Source organism: Enterococcus ureilyticus (genome assembly GCF_001730315.1).
Classification (GTDB): domain Bacteria; phylum Bacillota; class Bacilli; order Lactobacillales; family Enterococcaceae; genus Enterococcus_L; species Enterococcus_L ureilyticus.
In genome coordinates, this window is the sequence record NZ_MIKC01000001.1 from 130,528 (window position 1) to 148,847 (window position 18,320).

At 36.7% G+C, this 18,320-nt stretch carries 15 protein-coding genes; 1 reads left to right on the forward strand and 14 read right to left on the reverse strand.

The annotated features are described in order from the left end of the window. Window positions 1-62: 62 nt before the first annotated feature. The gene (locus BCR24_RS00635; protein ID WP_069638626.1) at window positions 63-998 is read right to left on the reverse strand and encodes a YitT family protein; all 936 of its coding nucleotides are present in this window, start codon (window positions 996-998) and stop codon (window positions 63-65) included. 268 nt (window positions 999-1,266) lie between these two features. Between BCR24_RS00635 and BCR24_RS00640 the strand changes: the two genes are divergently transcribed. After that, the gene (locus BCR24_RS00640) at window positions 1,267-1,761 is read left to right on the forward strand and encodes a YajQ family cyclic di-GMP-binding protein (RefSeq protein ID WP_069638627.1); all 495 of its coding nucleotides are present in this window, start codon (window positions 1,267-1,269) and stop codon (window positions 1,759-1,761) included. A 47-nt stretch (window positions 1,762-1,808) separates the two neighbouring features. Here the strand turns inward: BCR24_RS00640 and BCR24_RS00645 are convergent, their stop codons facing one another. From BCR24_RS00645 to BCR24_RS00700, 13 genes are all read right to left on the reverse strand, one after another. Beyond that, window positions 1,809-2,774, reverse strand: coding sequence for an asparaginase (locus BCR24_RS00645; protein ID WP_069638628.1), 966 nt, complete (start codon window positions 2,772-2,774; stop codon window positions 1,809-1,811). A 181-nt stretch (window positions 2,775-2,955) separates the two neighbouring features. Continuing rightward, window positions 2,956-5,313, reverse strand: a complete 2,358-nt coding sequence (locus tag BCR24_RS00650) for an ATP-dependent DNA helicase (protein WP_069638629.1) — start codon at window positions 5,311-5,313, stop codon at window positions 2,956-2,958. A 149-nt stretch (window positions 5,314-5,462) separates the two neighbouring features. After that, window positions 5,463-6,620 (reverse strand): bifunctional glutamate N-acetyltransferase/amino-acid acetyltransferase ArgJ, encoded by a 1,158-nt coding sequence (gene argJ / locus BCR24_RS00655; protein WP_069638630.1) that lies wholly within the window; start codon window positions 6,618-6,620, stop codon window positions 5,463-5,465. Between the two features lie 354 nt (window positions 6,621-6,974). Then, window positions 6,975-7,655, reverse strand: coding sequence for a Bax inhibitor-1/YccA family protein (locus BCR24_RS00660; RefSeq protein WP_069638631.1), 681 nt, complete (start codon window positions 7,653-7,655; stop codon window positions 6,975-6,977). Further along, entirely contained in the window at window positions 7,648-8,130 is a 483-nt protein-coding gene (locus BCR24_RS00665) for a MaoC family dehydratase (protein ID WP_069638632.1), read from the reverse strand. The genes BCR24_RS00660 and BCR24_RS00665 overlap by 8 nt, the downstream gene beginning before the upstream one ends. 134 nt (window positions 8,131-8,264) lie before the next feature. Then, complete coding sequence (gene murC, locus BCR24_RS00670) at window positions 8,265-9,602, reverse strand: UDP-N-acetylmuramate--L-alanine ligase (protein WP_069638633.1); 1,338 nt, start codon at window positions 9,600-9,602, stop codon at window positions 8,265-8,267. Between the two features lie 217 nt (window positions 9,603-9,819). Continuing rightward, window positions 9,820-10,719, reverse strand: coding sequence for a hypothetical protein (locus BCR24_RS00675; protein ID WP_069638634.1), 900 nt, complete (start codon window positions 10,717-10,719; stop codon window positions 9,820-9,822). A gap of 180 nt (window positions 10,720-10,899) precedes the next feature. Next, window positions 10,900-12,198 carry an asparagine--tRNA ligase gene (asnS, locus tag BCR24_RS00680; RefSeq protein ID WP_069638828.1) on the reverse strand — a complete coding sequence of 433 codons (1,299 nt, stop codon included), beginning with the start codon at window positions 12,196-12,198 and terminating at the stop codon, window positions 10,900-10,902. Window positions 12,199-12,247: 49 nt separating this feature from the next. Beyond that, window positions 12,248-13,438 (reverse strand): pyridoxal phosphate-dependent aminotransferase, encoded by a 1,191-nt coding sequence (locus BCR24_RS00685; protein WP_069638635.1) that lies wholly within the window; start codon window positions 13,436-13,438, stop codon window positions 12,248-12,250. Between the two features lie 103 nt (window positions 13,439-13,541). Beyond that, complete coding sequence (locus BCR24_RS00690) at window positions 13,542-14,048, reverse strand: cell wall elongation regulator TseB-like domain-containing protein (RefSeq protein ID WP_069638636.1); 507 nt, start codon at window positions 14,046-14,048, stop codon at window positions 13,542-13,544. Window positions 14,049-14,124: 76 nt separating this feature from the next. Beyond that, the gene (locus BCR24_RS00695; protein WP_069638637.1) at window positions 14,125-16,893 is read right to left on the reverse strand and encodes a helicase C-terminal domain-containing protein; all 2,769 of its coding nucleotides are present in this window, start codon (window positions 16,891-16,893) and stop codon (window positions 14,125-14,127) included. Window positions 16,894-17,133: 240 nt separating this feature from the next. After that, complete coding sequence (locus BCR24_RS16610; protein WP_204638588.1) at window positions 17,134-17,310, reverse strand: hypothetical protein; 177 nt, start codon at window positions 17,308-17,310, stop codon at window positions 17,134-17,136. A 212-nt stretch (window positions 17,311-17,522) separates the two neighbouring features. After that, entirely contained in the window at window positions 17,523-18,233 is a 711-nt protein-coding gene (locus BCR24_RS00700; RefSeq protein WP_204638587.1) for an SDR family NAD(P)-dependent oxidoreductase, read from the reverse strand. Between the last annotated feature and the right edge of the window lie 87 nt (window positions 18,234-18,320).

Sequence of the window (18,320 nt, forward strand, 5' to 3'; positions counted from 1 at the left end):
CTAAAAAAGTTCATCAAAAATCTGCTTTCAATCAGATTTTTGATGAACTTGAAAGAGTAACGCTATTTCTGTTTTGTTTTATGTTTCTTCATTTCTGGGAAACTTCCAGTACTTTTAAAAATCCGCTGTTCATCTTCATTTGCAAATCGTCCTAGTACAGAATGCGTAGGAATAATATTCATAAACGCATTCTCATCTACTTCATAAACGATTTGTTCCAAATCATACAACTCATAACGCGTAATCACCATCATGATCATCCGTCCTTCAACACCAGAATAACCACCCATCGATGGGAGCAACGTCATCCCTCGAATCATCTGTTTTGAAATGGCTTGTGTTACAACTTCTGGTTGAACGGTTACGATCATCGCGGTGATTTTTTGATGGCTAGTATGGATTGTATCGACTACTTGGGTCATACAATAAATCGAAATAATCGTATACAATGCACTTTCCCAATCAAAAACAAAACCAGCAATTGCCACAATGATTCCGTTGAGCATAAACATATAATTACCAACTGTTTTCCCCGTTGTCTTTGATAGCACCAATGAAATAACATCCATACCGCCAGTTGTAAACCCCATTTTCAAGGACAAACCAGCCCCGATTCCAATCAATACACCACCAGCAATCGCATTCATCAATGGATTCGTCGTTACAACTTCAATTGGGATCAAAATCGTTGTTAAAGAAATCCAGGCAACATTCAAAAAACTATAAATTGTTGACTCTTTACCTAATTTTAAAAATCCTAAAAGAAAAATTGGAATATTCAATAATAAAATAAATAATCCTGTGTCGATTGTAATACCAAGATGTGTATACAATAATGTTGCAATAATTTGCGCGACTCCATTCATTCCCGCCGAAAAAACTTTAGCAGGGATCAAAAAAAAGTTCAAGCTGATCGCTACTAAAATACCGGTAACAAAAATAACTGCAAACTTTTTTACTGTCTCACTTTGTTTATATGTGATGACCCATTTACTCATCTAGAACCTCCCCGTCCTTTATGAAACTGCTCACCCACAGAGCAGTATCTTTATTTCTTAAGAAAAATCCCTCGAATCAGGATAACAGGTTGCTCAAAAAAAGAAAAGAAAAAAAGTAGAAAATGAGGATTATTTTATTCTCTCATTTTAATTAGACACTGGCTTTTCACACCTTTTGTTACTCCAGCTCTCAAAAAAAGATTTAGACTTGTTTCTTCTCTATTTAATGGTACTATAAAAGTAAGAAATAATGAGAGGAGCTTTTCAAATGGCCGCAAAAGAAGCAAGTTTTGATGTAACATCTGAAATAAATATGGAAGAAGTCAAAAACTCGATCCAAATCGCACTGAAAGAAATCAAGAATCGATTTGATTTCAAAGGGTCGATTGCAGATATAAAGTTAGAAAACAATAAACTAGTCGTCATGGCTGAAGATGATTATAAAGTCGAACAAGTGAAAGATGTTTTATTTAGCAAATTAGTGAAACGAGCAGTACCCATTAAAAATATTCACTTCTCAACAAGTGAAAAAGCGCTTGGTGGCGCTGCCCGTCAATATGGTGAGTTGATTAGTGGCATCGATAAAGAGAATGCCAAAAAAATCAACGTGGCAATCAAAAATTCTGGCATCAAAGTGAAATCTCAAATTCAAGAAGACCAAATCAGAGTGACAGGAAAAAGCCGTGATGATTTGCAAAAAGTGATTGCCTTACTTCGTAATTTAGAATTACCTGTAGAGTTACAATTTACTAATTTCCGTTAAAAAAAATGTATAACTAGCTACTATTTTTTAGCTAGTTATACATTTTTTTATTCACTTAAAAACTCAGATAATTCCTGTCTATTTTTATTACTATTTAGACCAACAATCAAGCGAATTCGAGCTTTTGGCCCATTTAATCCTCTAGAAAAGATAATACCCATTTTCTTCAAATTAACACCACCGCCATCATAATCATAAATGTCTTCAGCAATACCATTAGAACAACGAGAAACTAAGACGATCGGAATATTTCTAGCTAAAAGTCTTTCCAAGGCAGGTAATGTTTCAGGAGGGAGATTACCTGCCCCTAAAGCTTCTATTACGATGCCATCGGTTTGATCGTTGTTCACTAAATCAAACAAGCTACCATCCATTCCAGCATATGCTTTAATCACATAGACTTCACCAGTGACGCTTTGGATATCACAGACTGATTGCCGACGCACTTCACTGGCGAAAAAAGTTCGTTCCTTCGCAATCATCCCGATGGGGCCGAATGTTGGAGTTCGAAAAGTGGCTACATTTGTTGTATGTGTTTTTGTTACATAACGGGCCGTATGGATTTCATCATTCATTACAACAAGGACCCCTTTATCAAAAGACTCATCTGAACAAGCCGTCCAAACAGCGCTGATAAAATTATATAATCCATCTGTACCAATTTCATTACTGGAACGCATCGCACCTGTTAAGACGATCGGCATTTTATTTTCTAGTGTACTATCTAAAAAATAAGCTGTCTCTTCTAAAGTATCTGTACCATGCGTAATGACTACTCCATCGATCGCTTCAGTATACGCCTTTTGAATCCGTTGCTTTAACTCCAACATTCGTTCTAAGGTCATCTGTGGTGAAGGAATATTGAAAATTGGTTCTACAATCAGGTTTACTTTTCCTGCTAATAATTCTTCTTGGTCTAGCAATGGATTCATGGAATTAGTGGTTACATTTCCATCTGCTTCTTTTGACATTGAAATCGTGCCGCCTGTATGTAATACAAGGATATTTTTCATCTTTCGTCTCCTTATGCTTCGTTAGTTTAGAGGTATTGTAAGCTTTTTCTCAAAAAAGAGCCGATAAACTAAACCTCGGCTGCTTTTATTGCTATACTTTCTTAAAAATAAATACTACTTTCATCAGTCAGTACTTATGTTAGTATACCAGTAAGTGATTGTTTTTCCCATTCTCACTCGATCAGTCTAATGACCAAAATTGTTGCAAGAGTTGTTTTGTCTGTTCTGAAGAATTGGAAGTCTGAACCTGATGCCAATGAGGTGGGAAAAAGCGTTGGACAGCATTTGTTTGAAAACGTTGATCCAACAATAGAACTACACCGCGATCATCTGTATCCCTAATGACTCTGCCTGCAGCCTGCAACACTTTATTCATCCCAGGAATTTGATAAGCAAATTGAAAGCCTTGATTTTTTTCTTGATCATAATAGCCCTTGATTAATTCTTGTTCATGGTTGATCTGAGGTAACCCAACACCCACAATTGCTGTACCAATCAAACGACTCCCTTTTAAATCGATCCCTTCTGAAAAAATACCTCCTAAGACACAAAAACCAAGTAGAGTTTCTGCTGGTTCTGCCACAAAATCGGCTAAAAAGGCCTCCCGCTCCACTTCCGTCATCATGCTTGCTTGAATCTTGGTCTTAACATAAGGATTTTTTTGTCGGAAGAGTTCATAAATGATATCCATATAAGAATAGGAAGGGAAAAATACAAAATAATTTCCTTCTTTTTGCTGGATCATATTCGTCAGACTGTCAACAATTTTCCCATAGCTATGCGCACGTTCTCTGTAAGTCGTTTGGATGTAGCTTTCAACTACTAACAATTGATTTTCTTTTGGAAAAGGACTAGGAATACGATACCGAAGACTGTCCTTCCCTCCACCTAAAACTTCTTGATAATAATCCAACGGCGTTAAACTTGCAGAAAATAAAATACTAGACTTTCCTTTGTCTAGTTTTTGCTGTAATAAGTAGCTAGGATCAATACAAAACTGCTTGACCATGATCTCATGATTCTGGCAATTGACATAGGTGCAATAATGGTCATCATAACCTTCACTGATCTTCGTATAATTCAGCAAATCAAAATAAACAGAGAGCATTTGATTGATTTCGGTATGATCTTGATTTTCAGGTAACCACTCCTTGATCGTTTCAGCAAGCGAATAGGCTACTTTGACTAGACTATCGATTGGTGCTTGCTGCTGTATAAAGTCTTTCCCTTCCTCCTCACAGACTTGTTTTATCTTATCAAATTCGTTTTCGATTTTTTTCAGTGCTCGAATCACCTTTATTTGTCTTTTTTCAAGTGTGTTTTTTAAAGTAGAAAACATACTCTTAGACAATACAGCTGAATACATTTCCCGTGAACGATTGACTAGATTATGGACTTCATCTACTAAAAACAAGTTTTCTTTCTCTTCTCCCTGCTCTTCAAAAAAGCGCCTTAGGTAAACAACAGGATCAAATAAATAATTGTAATCACAAATCACTAAATCACACCATAAGCTAACATCCAAAGAAAGTTCAAATGGACACAGTGTGTGCTTACGAGCATAGCGTTCAATAACATCACGAGTAAACTGATCTTCATGATTTAGTAAATCCCACAATCCCTCATTCAAACGATCATAATAACCATTAGCAAATGGACAGGCTTCTGGAATACAATTTCTTTCTGTTAAAAAACAAATTTTATCTTTTGCTGTTACTGTCACACTTTTTAGCCGCATTTCCTTTTGCTTCATCGCTTCCACAGCATCTTCTGCAACCTGACGTGTAATTGTTTTAGCCGTTAGATAAAATGCTCTTTCCGCTTGCTCTTCACCGATTGCTTTTAAAGTCGGAAACAAGGTCGATATCGTCTTGCCTGTTCCAGTTGGTGCTTCAACAAACAGTTTTTGGTCGCTTAAGATTGTTTTGTACACAGCAACTGCAAGTTCTCTTTGGCCAGATCGATAATCTCCGTATGGAAAAGGCAACTGCTGTAAAGAATGATTACGCGTCATACGCCAATTCACTTTAAAAATCAGCCACTGCTCATATTTTTGTGTCAGATCTTCAAAAAAAGTATTCAATTCTTCTTTAGTAAATTTTTTTGTTTGCCTAGTGATTTCTTCTGTCGTTGTTTGATAATAAGTTAATTGTAAAGTAATCACTTCTAAGTCTTCTTGTTGGCAATAGATATGTCCGTAACACATCACTTGATACCAATACATCTCCACTTGTTCTTTCAACAATTCCGAAAAGGCTGGTTCCGATGTCTTGATTTCATCGATCACGGTTCGTTTTTGTTCATCCAGAAAAATGCCATCAGCCCGGCCTTCAATTATGTATGTTTGTTGATTTAATTCTATGTTGATCGCAAGTTTGATTTCCTTTTGATAGTTCTCGCCAGCAGATATTTGCAGTTTCCGATGGATTTTGGCTCCTTCTAATGCCGTATGCTCACTTGTGTGTCTAGCATCAATACTGCCTTTACGTAAAATAAATTCCACTAATCTGCGAACTGCGATTCTTTGCGTATTTAGCATAGTTCTCCCCACCTATCATCTCCTTATTATAGAACATACATTCGTAAAATAAAAGGGAAAGAATAAGACAAGTTTCGTTTTATCTGCAAGAAAAACGAAAAAATCAGATTGGCTATCTCTCATCACAATCTGATCTTTTTGCGGTTGCTTCAAGTCAAATAATCGCTATTTATTTTAACATAATCATAACTTAAATCACAGCCGATCACTTGAAAACTTTCGGTTCCTTGATGGAGATCGATCGTTAAATAAATCTCATCATTTTGTTCAATATAGGTTGTGATATTGTTACTATTTTGTTGCTCCTCCTTATTATTTGAAAAAATCGGATACTTGCCATAATAGATTTCTACTTTATTTTGGTCAAATAGCAATCCTTCTGTTTTACCAAGAGCCATTGCAATTCGTCCCCAATTAGGATCATTGCCAAACAATGCTGTTTTTACTAATGGCGAATTAATGATCGACTTTCCTGCATTTTTTGCTTGTTCTTGACTTTGCGCATTTTTCACAGTGACAAACATTGTCTTAGTAGCCCCTTCAGCGTCTTTTACAACGGCTAACGCTAATTCCTTACTGATCTGATTTAAGCCAGCTTGTAGCGCTGTTTGTTCAACATCATAATGTCCGCTGGCCAAAAATGCTACGGTATCACTAGTACTTGTATCAGAATCAATACTGATCGTATTAAAAGATTGATCGGCAGCCGCCTTCAGCATCGGATAGATCACCTCTTTGTCCACCTTAGCATCTGTCAAAATATACGCTAGCATTGTTGCCATGTTCGGCTCGATCATACCTGAGCCTTTAACGATCCCTAAAATTGTCGCATCACCGACCTTTAAGCTATGAACCTTGATCCGTTGATCCGTTGTTAAAATAGCGTGAGCAAAATTTTCGTAGTTTTGCTCCAATTCAAGTACTTCTTGCGTCAAAAATTCTTCAATCCGTTTAATCGGCAATTGAGGACCGATCACGCCTGTGGACGAAGGTAAAATATTTTCTTGATCGATGGTTAATTTTTCTGCTAGTTTCTCCATGATTTTATATTCATTTGCTCTACCTGTCTTGCCGGTTGCAACATTCGCAATACCGCTGGTCACTACGACCGCTTGTAATTTTCCATCTTTTACATTCTCTTTCCCGATTGGAATACATTCGCCGCAAAATGTATTCTTTGTAAAAACGGCGGCAGCATGACAAAGTTCATCGGCTACAATCAATCCAAAATCTTTTCTTTTTTTCTTAATCCCGACATGCGTCCCATAAAACTTAAACCCTTTTGGTATTTTTTCATACTTTTCCATTTTTTACACCATCCCGTATCATAATCAGCTATATTTTTCTAATTTTATAAAAGTATAAATCAAAGGGCTAAGATAGTCAATGTATTTTATACCAAAATTAACCATAAAAATGTATTTTAATACAATATAAAACCGAAATTAGTGGTAATTTTGAATATAAAAACAAAAAAAGAGGATGAGACATAACTCTATGAGTTACATCCCATCCTCAAGGAATCCCAATAAACAGTGGGAGCAGAAGCAACTCCTTCGGAAATAAACTGAAATTCACGAAAATTTGAAAAACAATTTTCGTGAATTCCTTCTTATTTCTCGGAGTTAAACTCTTCTGTCCCAACCTCATTCATCCGTATTTTAATTATTTTTACCGAAAATACGTAAAAATGCTAAGAATAGGTTGATGAAATCAAGATAAAGTTGTAAAGCGAAAAATACAGCTAAGCCAGTTCCAGCTTGACCAGCAGTTTCATTATACACTTGACGAATTCTTTGATTGTCATAAGCTGTAATTCCAGCGAAAATCAACACCATCAAAATTGAAATGAAAAAAGAAACGGCGCTGCTACGTAAGAAGAAGAAATTGATAACCATTGCAATGATAATTCCGATCAAGGCACTATAAGCCGCATGTCCCATTGCTGATAGATCTTTCTTCGTAAACATTCCAACTAATGACATTGCGCCAAATGTTGCAGCAGCACTAACAAAAGCGCTAACCACTGTTGCTTGAGCGTACATTAGTAACGTCGCAGAGATTGTTATCCCGTTTAATACCGAATAAACTAAGAAACCGCTAATCGCTAAACTCGGATTTTTTTGTGCTCTAACGCCCAAAAATAACACTAAGCCAATTTGAAGGAGCCATAATCCTATAAATAAAGGTGTGGACTTCAAAAGTGTGACTAAAACAATTGGATAAACGGTCAAAATCAGATACGATACTAATGCGCTGACCCCGATTCCCATTGCTAAAAATGCATATATTTTTGAATAAAATTTATTCAAGCCGACATTTGCTACTGCTCCGTTATTCATTTATATCTCCTTCTTTCTCTTCTAAATCCTCTATTGTCACTTGAGGGGGTTGAACCATTACGACCGCATCAAGTACTCGATCTTCTTCTTCATTGACGACCTCGATCGAAATCGTTACAACGTCTTTCATCTTATCAACCTTGATCACTTCAAACTGGAATGTCAACGTTTCATAATGAAAAACAGGTTCCACAAAGTTGACTGAAAAATTGACCACATGAGAGCCTGGTCCTGGTAAATGTTTTGAAATTGCACTAGTAATGATTCCCATCAGCATGATTGATGGTACGATTGGTTTGCCATATTCTGTTTTTTGGGCATAATCATGTTGGATATATAAGGGATTGGCATCGTTTGTTAAGCCCAAATAAAGAAGTAACTCTTTATCTTCGATCGATTCGGTTAAAGATAGCGAATCGCCTTCCTCAATATCTTCGATGGTTTTGCCTAATTTTCTCGGTTTTCCGATATTCAAATTAGTACACCTCCACTAATGATAAGATAATTGTACCAAAATGACGACAAAAGGCAAGTTAAAAAGAAAGAGTCAGTAGAATCACCCTATGATTCTCCTACTGACTCTTGGAAGTTCAAGCTAAAGGCTCTCTATTATAAAACACTTCTCGTTGTATTACTCAATAATGTTTCATAAGCTTGTTCAAATTTCTGAACATCTCCTGCTCCCATAAAGACCATTACAGCATTTTCATGGTCCAAAAGTGGTGATACATTCTCTTCTTTGATCACTTGTCCGCCTTTTTGGATTTTGTTTCCTAAATCCTCGATTTTGACATCTCCTTGTTGCTCTCTAGCCGAACCAAAAATATCACAAAGATAAACGGCATCCGCTAAATCCAGGGCCTCCGCAAACTCATCCATCAATGCGATCGTCCGAGTAAATGTGTGCGGTTGAAAGACTGCGATGATTTCTTTTTCTGGGTATTTTTGACGTGCTCCATCGATTGTAGCTATAATCTCTGTTGGGTGATGGGCATAATCATCCACGATGATCATATCAGAAACCTTTTTCTCAGTAAAACGGCGTTTTACCCCTTCAAAAGTTAACATTTCCTCAGCCACTTTATTCATATCTAGCTTTTCAAAGTAGGCAACAGCAATCACTCCTAAAGCATTCATGATATTGTGCTGACCGAAAGCCGGTAATACAAAGTGCCCGATCAATTGTTCTTTTTGGTAAACGTCAAAAGAAGAACCTTGAGTTGTTCGCTCAATATTTCTAGCTTGGATATCATCTTCATTTGTTAAGCCGTAGTAATAAATCGGAATATCCGTTTCCAACTTGCGTAAATATTTATCGTCACCATAAGCAAAAATTGCTTTTTTAACTTGTTTTGCCATTATTTGAAAGGCAGAAAACACATCTTCAATGCTCTTAAAATAATCAGGATGATCAAAGTCGATATTCGTCATGATTGCATAATCTGGAGAATAGGCTAGAAAATGACGACGATACTCACACGCTTCAAAAGCAAAAAATTCAGCGTTTGGATTGCCATGTCCAGTTCCATCTCCAATTAAATAGCTAGTTGGTGCAATACCAGTCAATACATGGGATAGTAACCCTGTCGTACTTGTCTTCCCATGAGAACCCGTAACGGCAACGCTTGTGTATGGCTGAATGAAACGCCCAATAAAATCATGATAACGAATAATTTCAGCACCTAATTCTTTGGCACGACTTAATTCTTCGTGTGTATCAGGAAATGCATTTCCTGCGATAACAACCATATCTTTTGTAATATTATCCGCATTGAACGGCAAAATCGAAATACCAGCTTTTTCTAAATCACGTTGTGTGAAAAAATACTCGTCAACATCTGAGCCTTGCACATGGTACCCTTTTTCAAATAATACAAGTGCCAATGAACTCATTCCTGAACCTTTGATCCCAACAAAATGATGTAATTTATTTTCTTGATTGCTCATTCTAATCCTCTTCTCTTAATATCTATATAAAACGCAGCTTTTTTAAACACTTCTCAAACGTATGCAACCCATTATCGTATAAATTTATGAAATAATCAACTAAAAAATGATCCGTTTATTGCTTGCTCTGTTCAAATTATCTCTCAAAAAAGCACCTATAAAGCTGACAGTAAAAAGCTGAGACAAAACCAACTTTCGTTTTGTCTCAGATAGTGATTTAATTAAAATACTTGCTATTTTCCATCTCCATACTTGAATCTTCAATAATACCACTCAATGATTTATCCAATATGCCCCGTTTTTTTTCATGCTCTGCTTCAGCTACTTTTTGTCCGTATGCTGTTTGACTTTTCGCCTTTTCTTTCGCTGTCTTTAGTTCTTTACGAGAGCGGGGTAATGTATGGCTAATATCGCCTTCTTTGCCAAAGCGTTCCATATCAGGTTTGATTTGTTGATATTGACGTCTTGTGACTGGAATTTCTGGTGATCCTTTTGGGATATTAAATTTTTGAACAGTTGGATCTTCATTGCCTTTTACTTGGAACGCTGCTGGCTCCTCATCAAAAAGTAAATAAGAACTTTGATCTTTTTTCATCGCATCAGTTAATTCTTGCTCTGTTACTACTGGTGTCTGCTCTTCTGGAATCACAGAAGCTGGAATGTATTTCGGCACAAAATAAGAGCGCGTATCGTACGTAAAATCTTTTGAAAATGCCGCTTTATTTTTTTTAGGTGTTTGCTGTGAGCCAAAACCATATGAACTTCTCTTTGGCATCGAACCAAATAAATTCGGCTTTTGCGTTTTTGTGGTTGTTTTATTATGGGTCATCATATAGTTAGGCAGATTAGATTTATGTCGAGCTAGCTCTGCTACTTGTTCTTGACTATGTGAGACATGTTGTTTGTTTGTTTGTGTTGGTTGTTTTGGCATCACTGGCTGCACTGTTACTGGATCGATTACAGGCGCATTTTTTTGTGTTTGCGTTGTTGTTTTAGTAAGCATTGGTTCTTCTTGAAACAATGTACGTTTATTTTCAGAAACTAATTTCACGCCTAAGTCATCATCATAAGCTGGAAAACGAAAATGTTTTCTTTTGATTTGTGTTGGGTTTTCCATTCAAGTCATTCCTTTATTCTACTTTCTGTCAATTCTACCATAAAAAAGGGGAATTCTAAACAATTTACCTTACTTTTTCTAGATTCTTATCTCTAATTTGATCTAGTGAAACATTTTTCTAAAAAAATTAGCCGAAGAAAGAGAATATAACGCTTCTTTCATCGACTAACGATAACAGTTTTATGGATAAATACGGTTTAACAAACGTGGAAATGGGCTTGCTTCACGTACATGTTCGATTCCTGCCAACCAAGTGACCGTACGTTCTAAGCCTAAACCAAATCCTGAATGCGGTACTGAACCATAACGACGTAAATCTAAATACCAAGAATATTCTTTTTCATCTAGATTGTGCTTACGAATTTGTTCTAATAAGTAATCATGATCGATCGCTCTTTCAGAACCACCTATAATTTCTCCGTAGCCCTCAGGTGCAATCATATCCGCACAAATCACGACATCATCCCGAGTTGGATGTGGTTTCATATAAAAAGCTTTGATTGCTTTTGGATAGTTTAAAATAAAGACTGGACGGTCAAATGAATTTGCGATAAATGTTTCGTGTGGTGAGCCAAAATCATCGCCCCACTCAATATCGTCAAACCCATTTTTCTTCAATAACTCAACTGCTTCATCATAAGAAATACGTGGAAATGGTAATTGTGTATATTTCTTCAAGACTTCTCTATCACGTTCCAACACATCTAAAGCCTGGTCACAATTGTCCAATACACTTTGCACTAAGAAAGCAACGTATTGTTCTTGCACTTCTAAACTTTCTTCTTGATGCATAAAAGCCATTTCTGGTTCGATCATCCAGAACTCGATCAAGTGACGACGCGTTTTTGATTTTTCCGCTCTAAACGTTGGGCCAAATGAAAACACTTTACCAAAAGCTAAGGCTGCTGCTTCCATATATAGTTGTCCACTTTGAGATAAATATGCTTTTTGATCAAAATAGTTTGTTTCAAATAAATCAGTTGTTCCTTCGGCTGTACTTGCAGTTAGGATCGGCGGATCGATTTTAACAAAATTATTGTTGTTAAAAAACTCGTATGTTGCACGAATAATTTCGTTACGGATTTGCATGATTGCATGTTGTCTCGAAGAACGCAACCATAAATGACGATGATCCATCAAAAAGTCTGTTCCGTGTTCTTTTGGTGTAATTGGGTAATCATGGCTTTCACCGATAACTTCAATACCTGTTACACCGATCTCATAACCGAATTTTGAACGGCTGTCTTCTCTGATTTCACCTGTGATCCAAACTGAAGTCTCTTGAGTTAGTCCTTTTGCCAGTTGAAACACTTCTTCTGGTACTTCGCTTTTGACAACGATTCCTTGAAAATAAGCTGTTCCATCACGTAATTGTAGAAAAGCAATTTTTCCACTTGAACGCTTATTCGCAATCCAAGCACCTATTTTTACTGTTTCTCCCACATGATTCTTTGAATCGATAATTTGAATTTGTTCCACGATCGTCTCTCCATCCATTTAGTTTTTACCTATCCCGAATTAAGTCATTTTATTTTGTTGATTTCTTTTCTATAAAAGCATTAATACGTTTAACAGCTTCTTTTAATGTCTCTAAATCAGTTGCATAACTAATCCGAACATTTTCAGGAGCACCAAAACCCGCACCTGTAACAAGCGCAACTTGAGCCTCTGCTAATAGATCATCGACCCATTTAGTGACATCCGTATAGCCGCACATCGTTAAGGTTTCTTTGATATTTGGAAATAGATAAAACGCACCATGCGGTTTTTCCATTTTAAATCCAGGTAACGCAGCAAACAATGGGTAAATCTCATTCAGACGTGCTTCAAAAGCTTGTCTCATGGTTTCCACGGTATCTTGCTTACCAATCAGTGCTTCAATCGCTGCATATTGACTAACGGCAGTTGGATTGCTTGTTGATTGCGAAGCGATATCATTCATTGCTGAAATAATGGTTGCATCCCCAACCGCGTAGCCAATCCGCCAACCTGTCATCGCATAGCTTTTAGAGACGCCATTGATAATGATCGTCTGTTTTTGAATTGCTTCAGATAAAGTTGCTATTGGGGTGAAAGTGGCTCCATTATAAACTAGTCTGCCATAGATATCATCTGATACGATCAAGATATCATTCAATACAGCCCACTCACCAATTTTACGTAGCTCAGCTTCAGAGTAAATCATTCCAGTTGGATTAGAAGGAGAATTTAAAATCAGTAATTTTGTCTTATTCGTTCTAGCTGCTTCTAGCTGTTCTACGGTTACTTTAAATTCTTTTTCTTGCGCACAGGAGATAAATACGGGAACTCCTTCTGCTAATTTAACTTGTTCACCATAACTTACCCAATATGGAACGGGAATGATCACTTCGTCATTTGGATTCAATACTGCTTGAAATAAAAGATATAATGCAAATTTAGCACCATCTGTGACAATGACATTATTTGCTTCATAACTCAGTTGATAGTAGGTTTCAATGTGCTTGACCACCGCTTCTCGTAATTCCTTGATACCTGCAGAAGGTGTATAGTAACTGGCTTTTCCGCTTTCAATTGCGCAAATAGCTGCTTGTTGAATATTTTTTGGTGTCGTAAAATCTGGTTCGCCAACAGTTAAACTTAGAACATCTTTACCTGCCGCCTTTAATGCATTGGCTTTGGCTGCTGCGGCTAGCGTAACAGAGGGTTCTAATTTCTGTGCACGTTTTGATATGTCCATATGATCGCTCCATTCATTTTTTATCAGAACCTTGGACGAAGTCTCTACTGTCGTCATCAATCTCTTCTTGTTTCATTTAAAATAACTCAATCAAATTGTCTCGTCAGACATTTTTAATAACCATAATTTCTTCCGCTTTTTCGAATGATAATAAATAATAACTTAGTAATCCATCATCGTTTTTTGTCACGACTTCCCATGTTGGTTTATCATTATACATGCCTAAACTGACTTTTTGGATACTCTTTTCTTTATAGTCAGTCTCAATGATCTGACGGACTTGCTGTTCGTCTACTCCATCTTTTTGATTCAGTACCGTGATCTTCTCACCTGCTTTGGGTATGATCACTGCAATGGCTTCTCCTTTATCGTCTTTCCCAGTAACACTAAAATAAGTCTCTTTTCTGGTAAACCAATAAAAGTTATCGACTGATTCCAAATGGGCAGATTCTTTTGCAATTTTGGTTGCTTCTCGCTTCGCTTGTGTTCTTGGATGTGTGGAGCGAACATAAAAAATAGCCATCGTCACAATAATCACTAATAAAACTGCGACTATGCTCAAAAGAATCTTGTTTTTTCTTGCTTCATTTCGTTCTTCTTGTTCCTGCAATCGACTCGCCCTTTCCAAACTTACTGGCTACCATTATAGCAGAAAATCAGTACGATTTAATAGATAGCAGCTAAATTTATTTATTTAAGAATTCTTTTAGTTCTGATACTATTTCAGCTAGTGTTTCTTCTTTCATCGGTAGATTCTTTGGTAGAGCTTTTAACATGCGTTTTCCGTATTTAGCCGTTACCAAACGACGATCCAAAACAATCAACGCTCCTTTATCACTATCTGAACGTATCAAGCGTCCTAATGCTTGCCGTAAGCGCAGTGCGGCTTTGGGCAAACTTTCATGCGTAAAGGCTTGAATTCCTTTTTCTTCAAGATAATCATAGCGCGCTTTCACAAAAGGTCGCTTTGGATTTTCAAAAGGCAGACGTGTCACAATCAGAATCGACAATGCCTCTCCTGGCAAATCCACCCCTTCCCAGAAACTATCAGCACCTAGTAAGATACTATTTTTCGACTGTGAAAACCGCTTTAAAATTTTCTCGCGGCTACCACTGATTCCTTGCGCTAAAAGTTCTCTACCTGCATTTAAAAATTGCGGATGTAACCGATAATACACACTACTCAAAATTTCATGTGATGTGAATAATACCAACATAGAACGATCTTGCTGTTGGGCTAGCTCTTGAATCACTGAAGCAATGTATGCCGCAAACTCGGTTCCATTGGCCTGGCTGATTGCAATTGCTTCTTTTGGGATATATAAACGAGCATTTGCTTCATAATCATAAGGATCAGGGAGTGTTTTAAACAAAACATTGGTTAAGCCTAATTTATTAGGGAGATATTTTTTATCATTACCAAATTTTAACGTTCCCCCAGTATACAAAATTCGTTGATATCGATCATACCAAGTTGTTTCTGGTAAAATGCTGGCTTCCAGATCATTGATTGCAAACATGCCATAGCCTTGAGGCGTCACACTATATTCTTTGATCCAACGTGGCTGCCATTCATTGACATACAGATCAAAACTTTCGAATAAAAATTCGATCCGTTCAAAAAATTGTAGCAAACTAACAAAGATAATCCGTTGAGAAGCTGTGTACTTTTCAAGTTGCTCAATAATTGAGCGTCGCAATCTATATTGAATTTCCTGCATTTCAGTTAAAAGAATTTCGATTTTTTGGATTGAAAGTTCCCCATCCAACGATAATTGATCAAATATAGCCTTAGTTAACAGATTAGACACAAGAGCTTGCTGATCATTTTTCGGAAATAGTTGATTTATTTCATAAAATAAATCACTAAATTCTTCCACTAAATCACTCAACGCTTTAGCGTAGATACGGAGCAGTCGCTGTTCTTGACTTTCATTTTCAAAAATTTGGTTTACTTGGTCAATTAATTGGTCTTCTTCTAAATAGATAGCTGCCTGCTTTTTAAACGAAATAAAATTAAATTGACGATTCGCAATTTTCCCAGCAATATCAGGCAAGTGATGAGCTTCATCAAGAATTAGATAAGAGCTTTTTGGCAGTATCGGGACTTCTCTTAAGGTTTCTTGCGCTAAAAAGGCATGATTAACGATCAACACATTGCTTTGTTTGACCTTTTTGTAAAGAAAGCGCACAAAATCTTCTTGATACAACGGATCTTGATCTGATAAAAAATCAACACCACGATGCGCAACATCTCTCCAAAAAGCATGATTCAGATTGATCAACTGCAATTCATCTAAGTCCCCTGTTTGTGTTTCCAATAACCAAACCAAAACACCCATTTGATACAAAGCATATTGTTTTTGCTGCACCGGTTTTTTTAATGTGGCTTTAAACCGTTGCAGATCGAGATAATGTCGATGGCTTTTGATGATTGTAGCTTGCAACGGTTTGGGACAAATTTGATTTGCTAACGGAATGTCTTTTTCGATTAATTGATTTTGCAAGACGATTGAGACGGTACTAATAATCACTGGATCCTCAGGTGTTGCTAGATAACTTAGCGGAAATAGATACCCCAACGTTTTTCCTGTGCCAGTTGCAGCTTCAATAAATAAATTCTTATTTTCCTCGTTGGTAAAGTGTTCATAAACTAAATTCATCATTCGGCTCTGCTCTGCTCGATAGCCAATTAGATTTGCAAAAAGTTTTTCTTTAGCCTTTTTCTTTTGTGGGAAGGTTGGGTTTCCATATAATTTTTCTTCAAATAATGGAACGGTTTTATTTCTCAAAGCAATTCCTGAAACAACGTGCTGCTGTTTTGAAAGCGGCTGAATATCTTTTTTCATTTCACGATATATTTGGTGAATATAAGCACTAGTATCCATCCCTGTTTGCTGACTCAATGACGCAATAGCTTCCATCGTGATCAAAGGCAATTGACGCATTTTACGTTCGATCAATAACAACAGTTCTGCCGTCACTTGGGCATCACTATCTGCTTGGTGCGGATTATCATGGATCAAGCCTAAACGTTCAGATAAGTCCCCCAAGCGAAAACTCTTTTCTGTCGGTAAAAAGATTTGAGCTAATTCAACTGTATCAATCCCCGGAATTTTTAATTTGGGCGTACCGCATCTGGTTAGCTCCTGTGCTAGAAAAGGATAATCAAAATAAATATTGTGTGCAACAAAAACAGTATCCGCTAATAAATTGTAGATCGTTAACGCAACATCTTCAAAATATGGTGCTTTTTGCACACGTGCATTACTAATACCTGTAAGTTGCTGAATTTGCTTGGAAATGGCCTGATTGGGATTGATATCTGTAGCAAAACGGGAAACGATAACTCCTTCTTGAATCAATACACAGCCGAATTGAATGATCCGATCGACCTTTGGATCGGTACCGGTTGTTTCTATATCAACTACCGCATAGGTCTGTTTGTTTTTCACTGGCTTTTCCCGCCTTTCCTCTATCCTTGAAAATTATACTACAAAATCAAAGTTTTTTTTAGTCTTAGTTTGAATCCTTTTGTTGCAAAGAGATTTTAGTCGTTGATTGAGTAAGTTACGGTTTAGTTATTCTTCAAATATGGCTTTTTTCTATTCAATAAAAGCAGATGACTGGAACGACTTAAACAATTTTTTTAGAATCAAAAAAACTGAGACATGACTCGTAGAGTTATGCTTCAGTCACTTGAAATTTGAATAGCTAGTATAAGCCAAGGCAAAACATTCATGTGTTCCTTCTTCTCCTTGAGACGTTAAAATCATTGGACCTTCTTTTGTAATCATTATGCCATACTCATATTGACAGCTCAAACTACCATCACTTGTTTTAGCACTCCAACCATTTGACTGCAATTCCATTCTCCTAGAACCACTGTTCGCCAAAGTAAGCATCAATTCTTAAATTTAAAATAACTCACTAGCAAATTGCCAATATCAATAATGATTAGAAGAAAGAGAACTGGAAAAAATGGTGCAAAACGTGTTTTTTTAGCATAACATTACTGATACCCATAATGATTTTTGCATCGATGGACAATACTAAAAAACTCGTAGCTTTTTTAAATTCATCTTTATCTCAAATAACCGCCATTGTTTAAATCAAAGGTAGCGCCCGTAAAATGGCTACTCTCATCTGATAAAAGAAAATGTACCGTGTTAGCAACGTCTTTAGCCGTTATCGGCTCTTTGATCAAGTGATGTGCCTGATACTCTTCTTTTCGCCATTCTGGAATTTTTTCCATCATTTTTGTTTCGATCATCGTTGGTGCAATAGCATTAACCAAAACAGTGGGAGAAAAACGTAACGCCAGACTTTTAGTGAGTCCGATAATTGCAGCTTTTGACAGTCCATATAGGGCATCTGAGCTTCCTTCTTGCCCTGAAATAGAAGAAATATTGATGATTTTTCCCTTACGATTATTTGCTTGTAAATGTTGAATGAAGAACTTTGAACAAATCGTGGGACCTTTGATATTGACATTCAATAGAGTATCCATCATTTCCTCATCATACTCGAGAAGACTTAGCGCATTATAAATCCCTGCGTTATTCACCAATGCTACGATAGACTCATCTTCTTTTAACTGCGTAAAAAAACTTTGTACTTCGTTATAATTGCTAATATCAAGAATTTTAGTTTCAATATCAGGCAAATGGTCAAGTGACTTTAATGAATCCGCATTAATATCTATTGCAATAATACCAAACCCTTCCTTTGCGCTTCTTTCGCAAATAGCCGTTCCGAGCCCTCCACCAGCACCCGTTACAATTATCTTTTTCAATTTTATTTCCCTCCCTTTATACGTGTTTACCTTATCTCTTACTGGATACCTTTACAAGCTTCTTTTCAATAAACTAAATCAGTATTG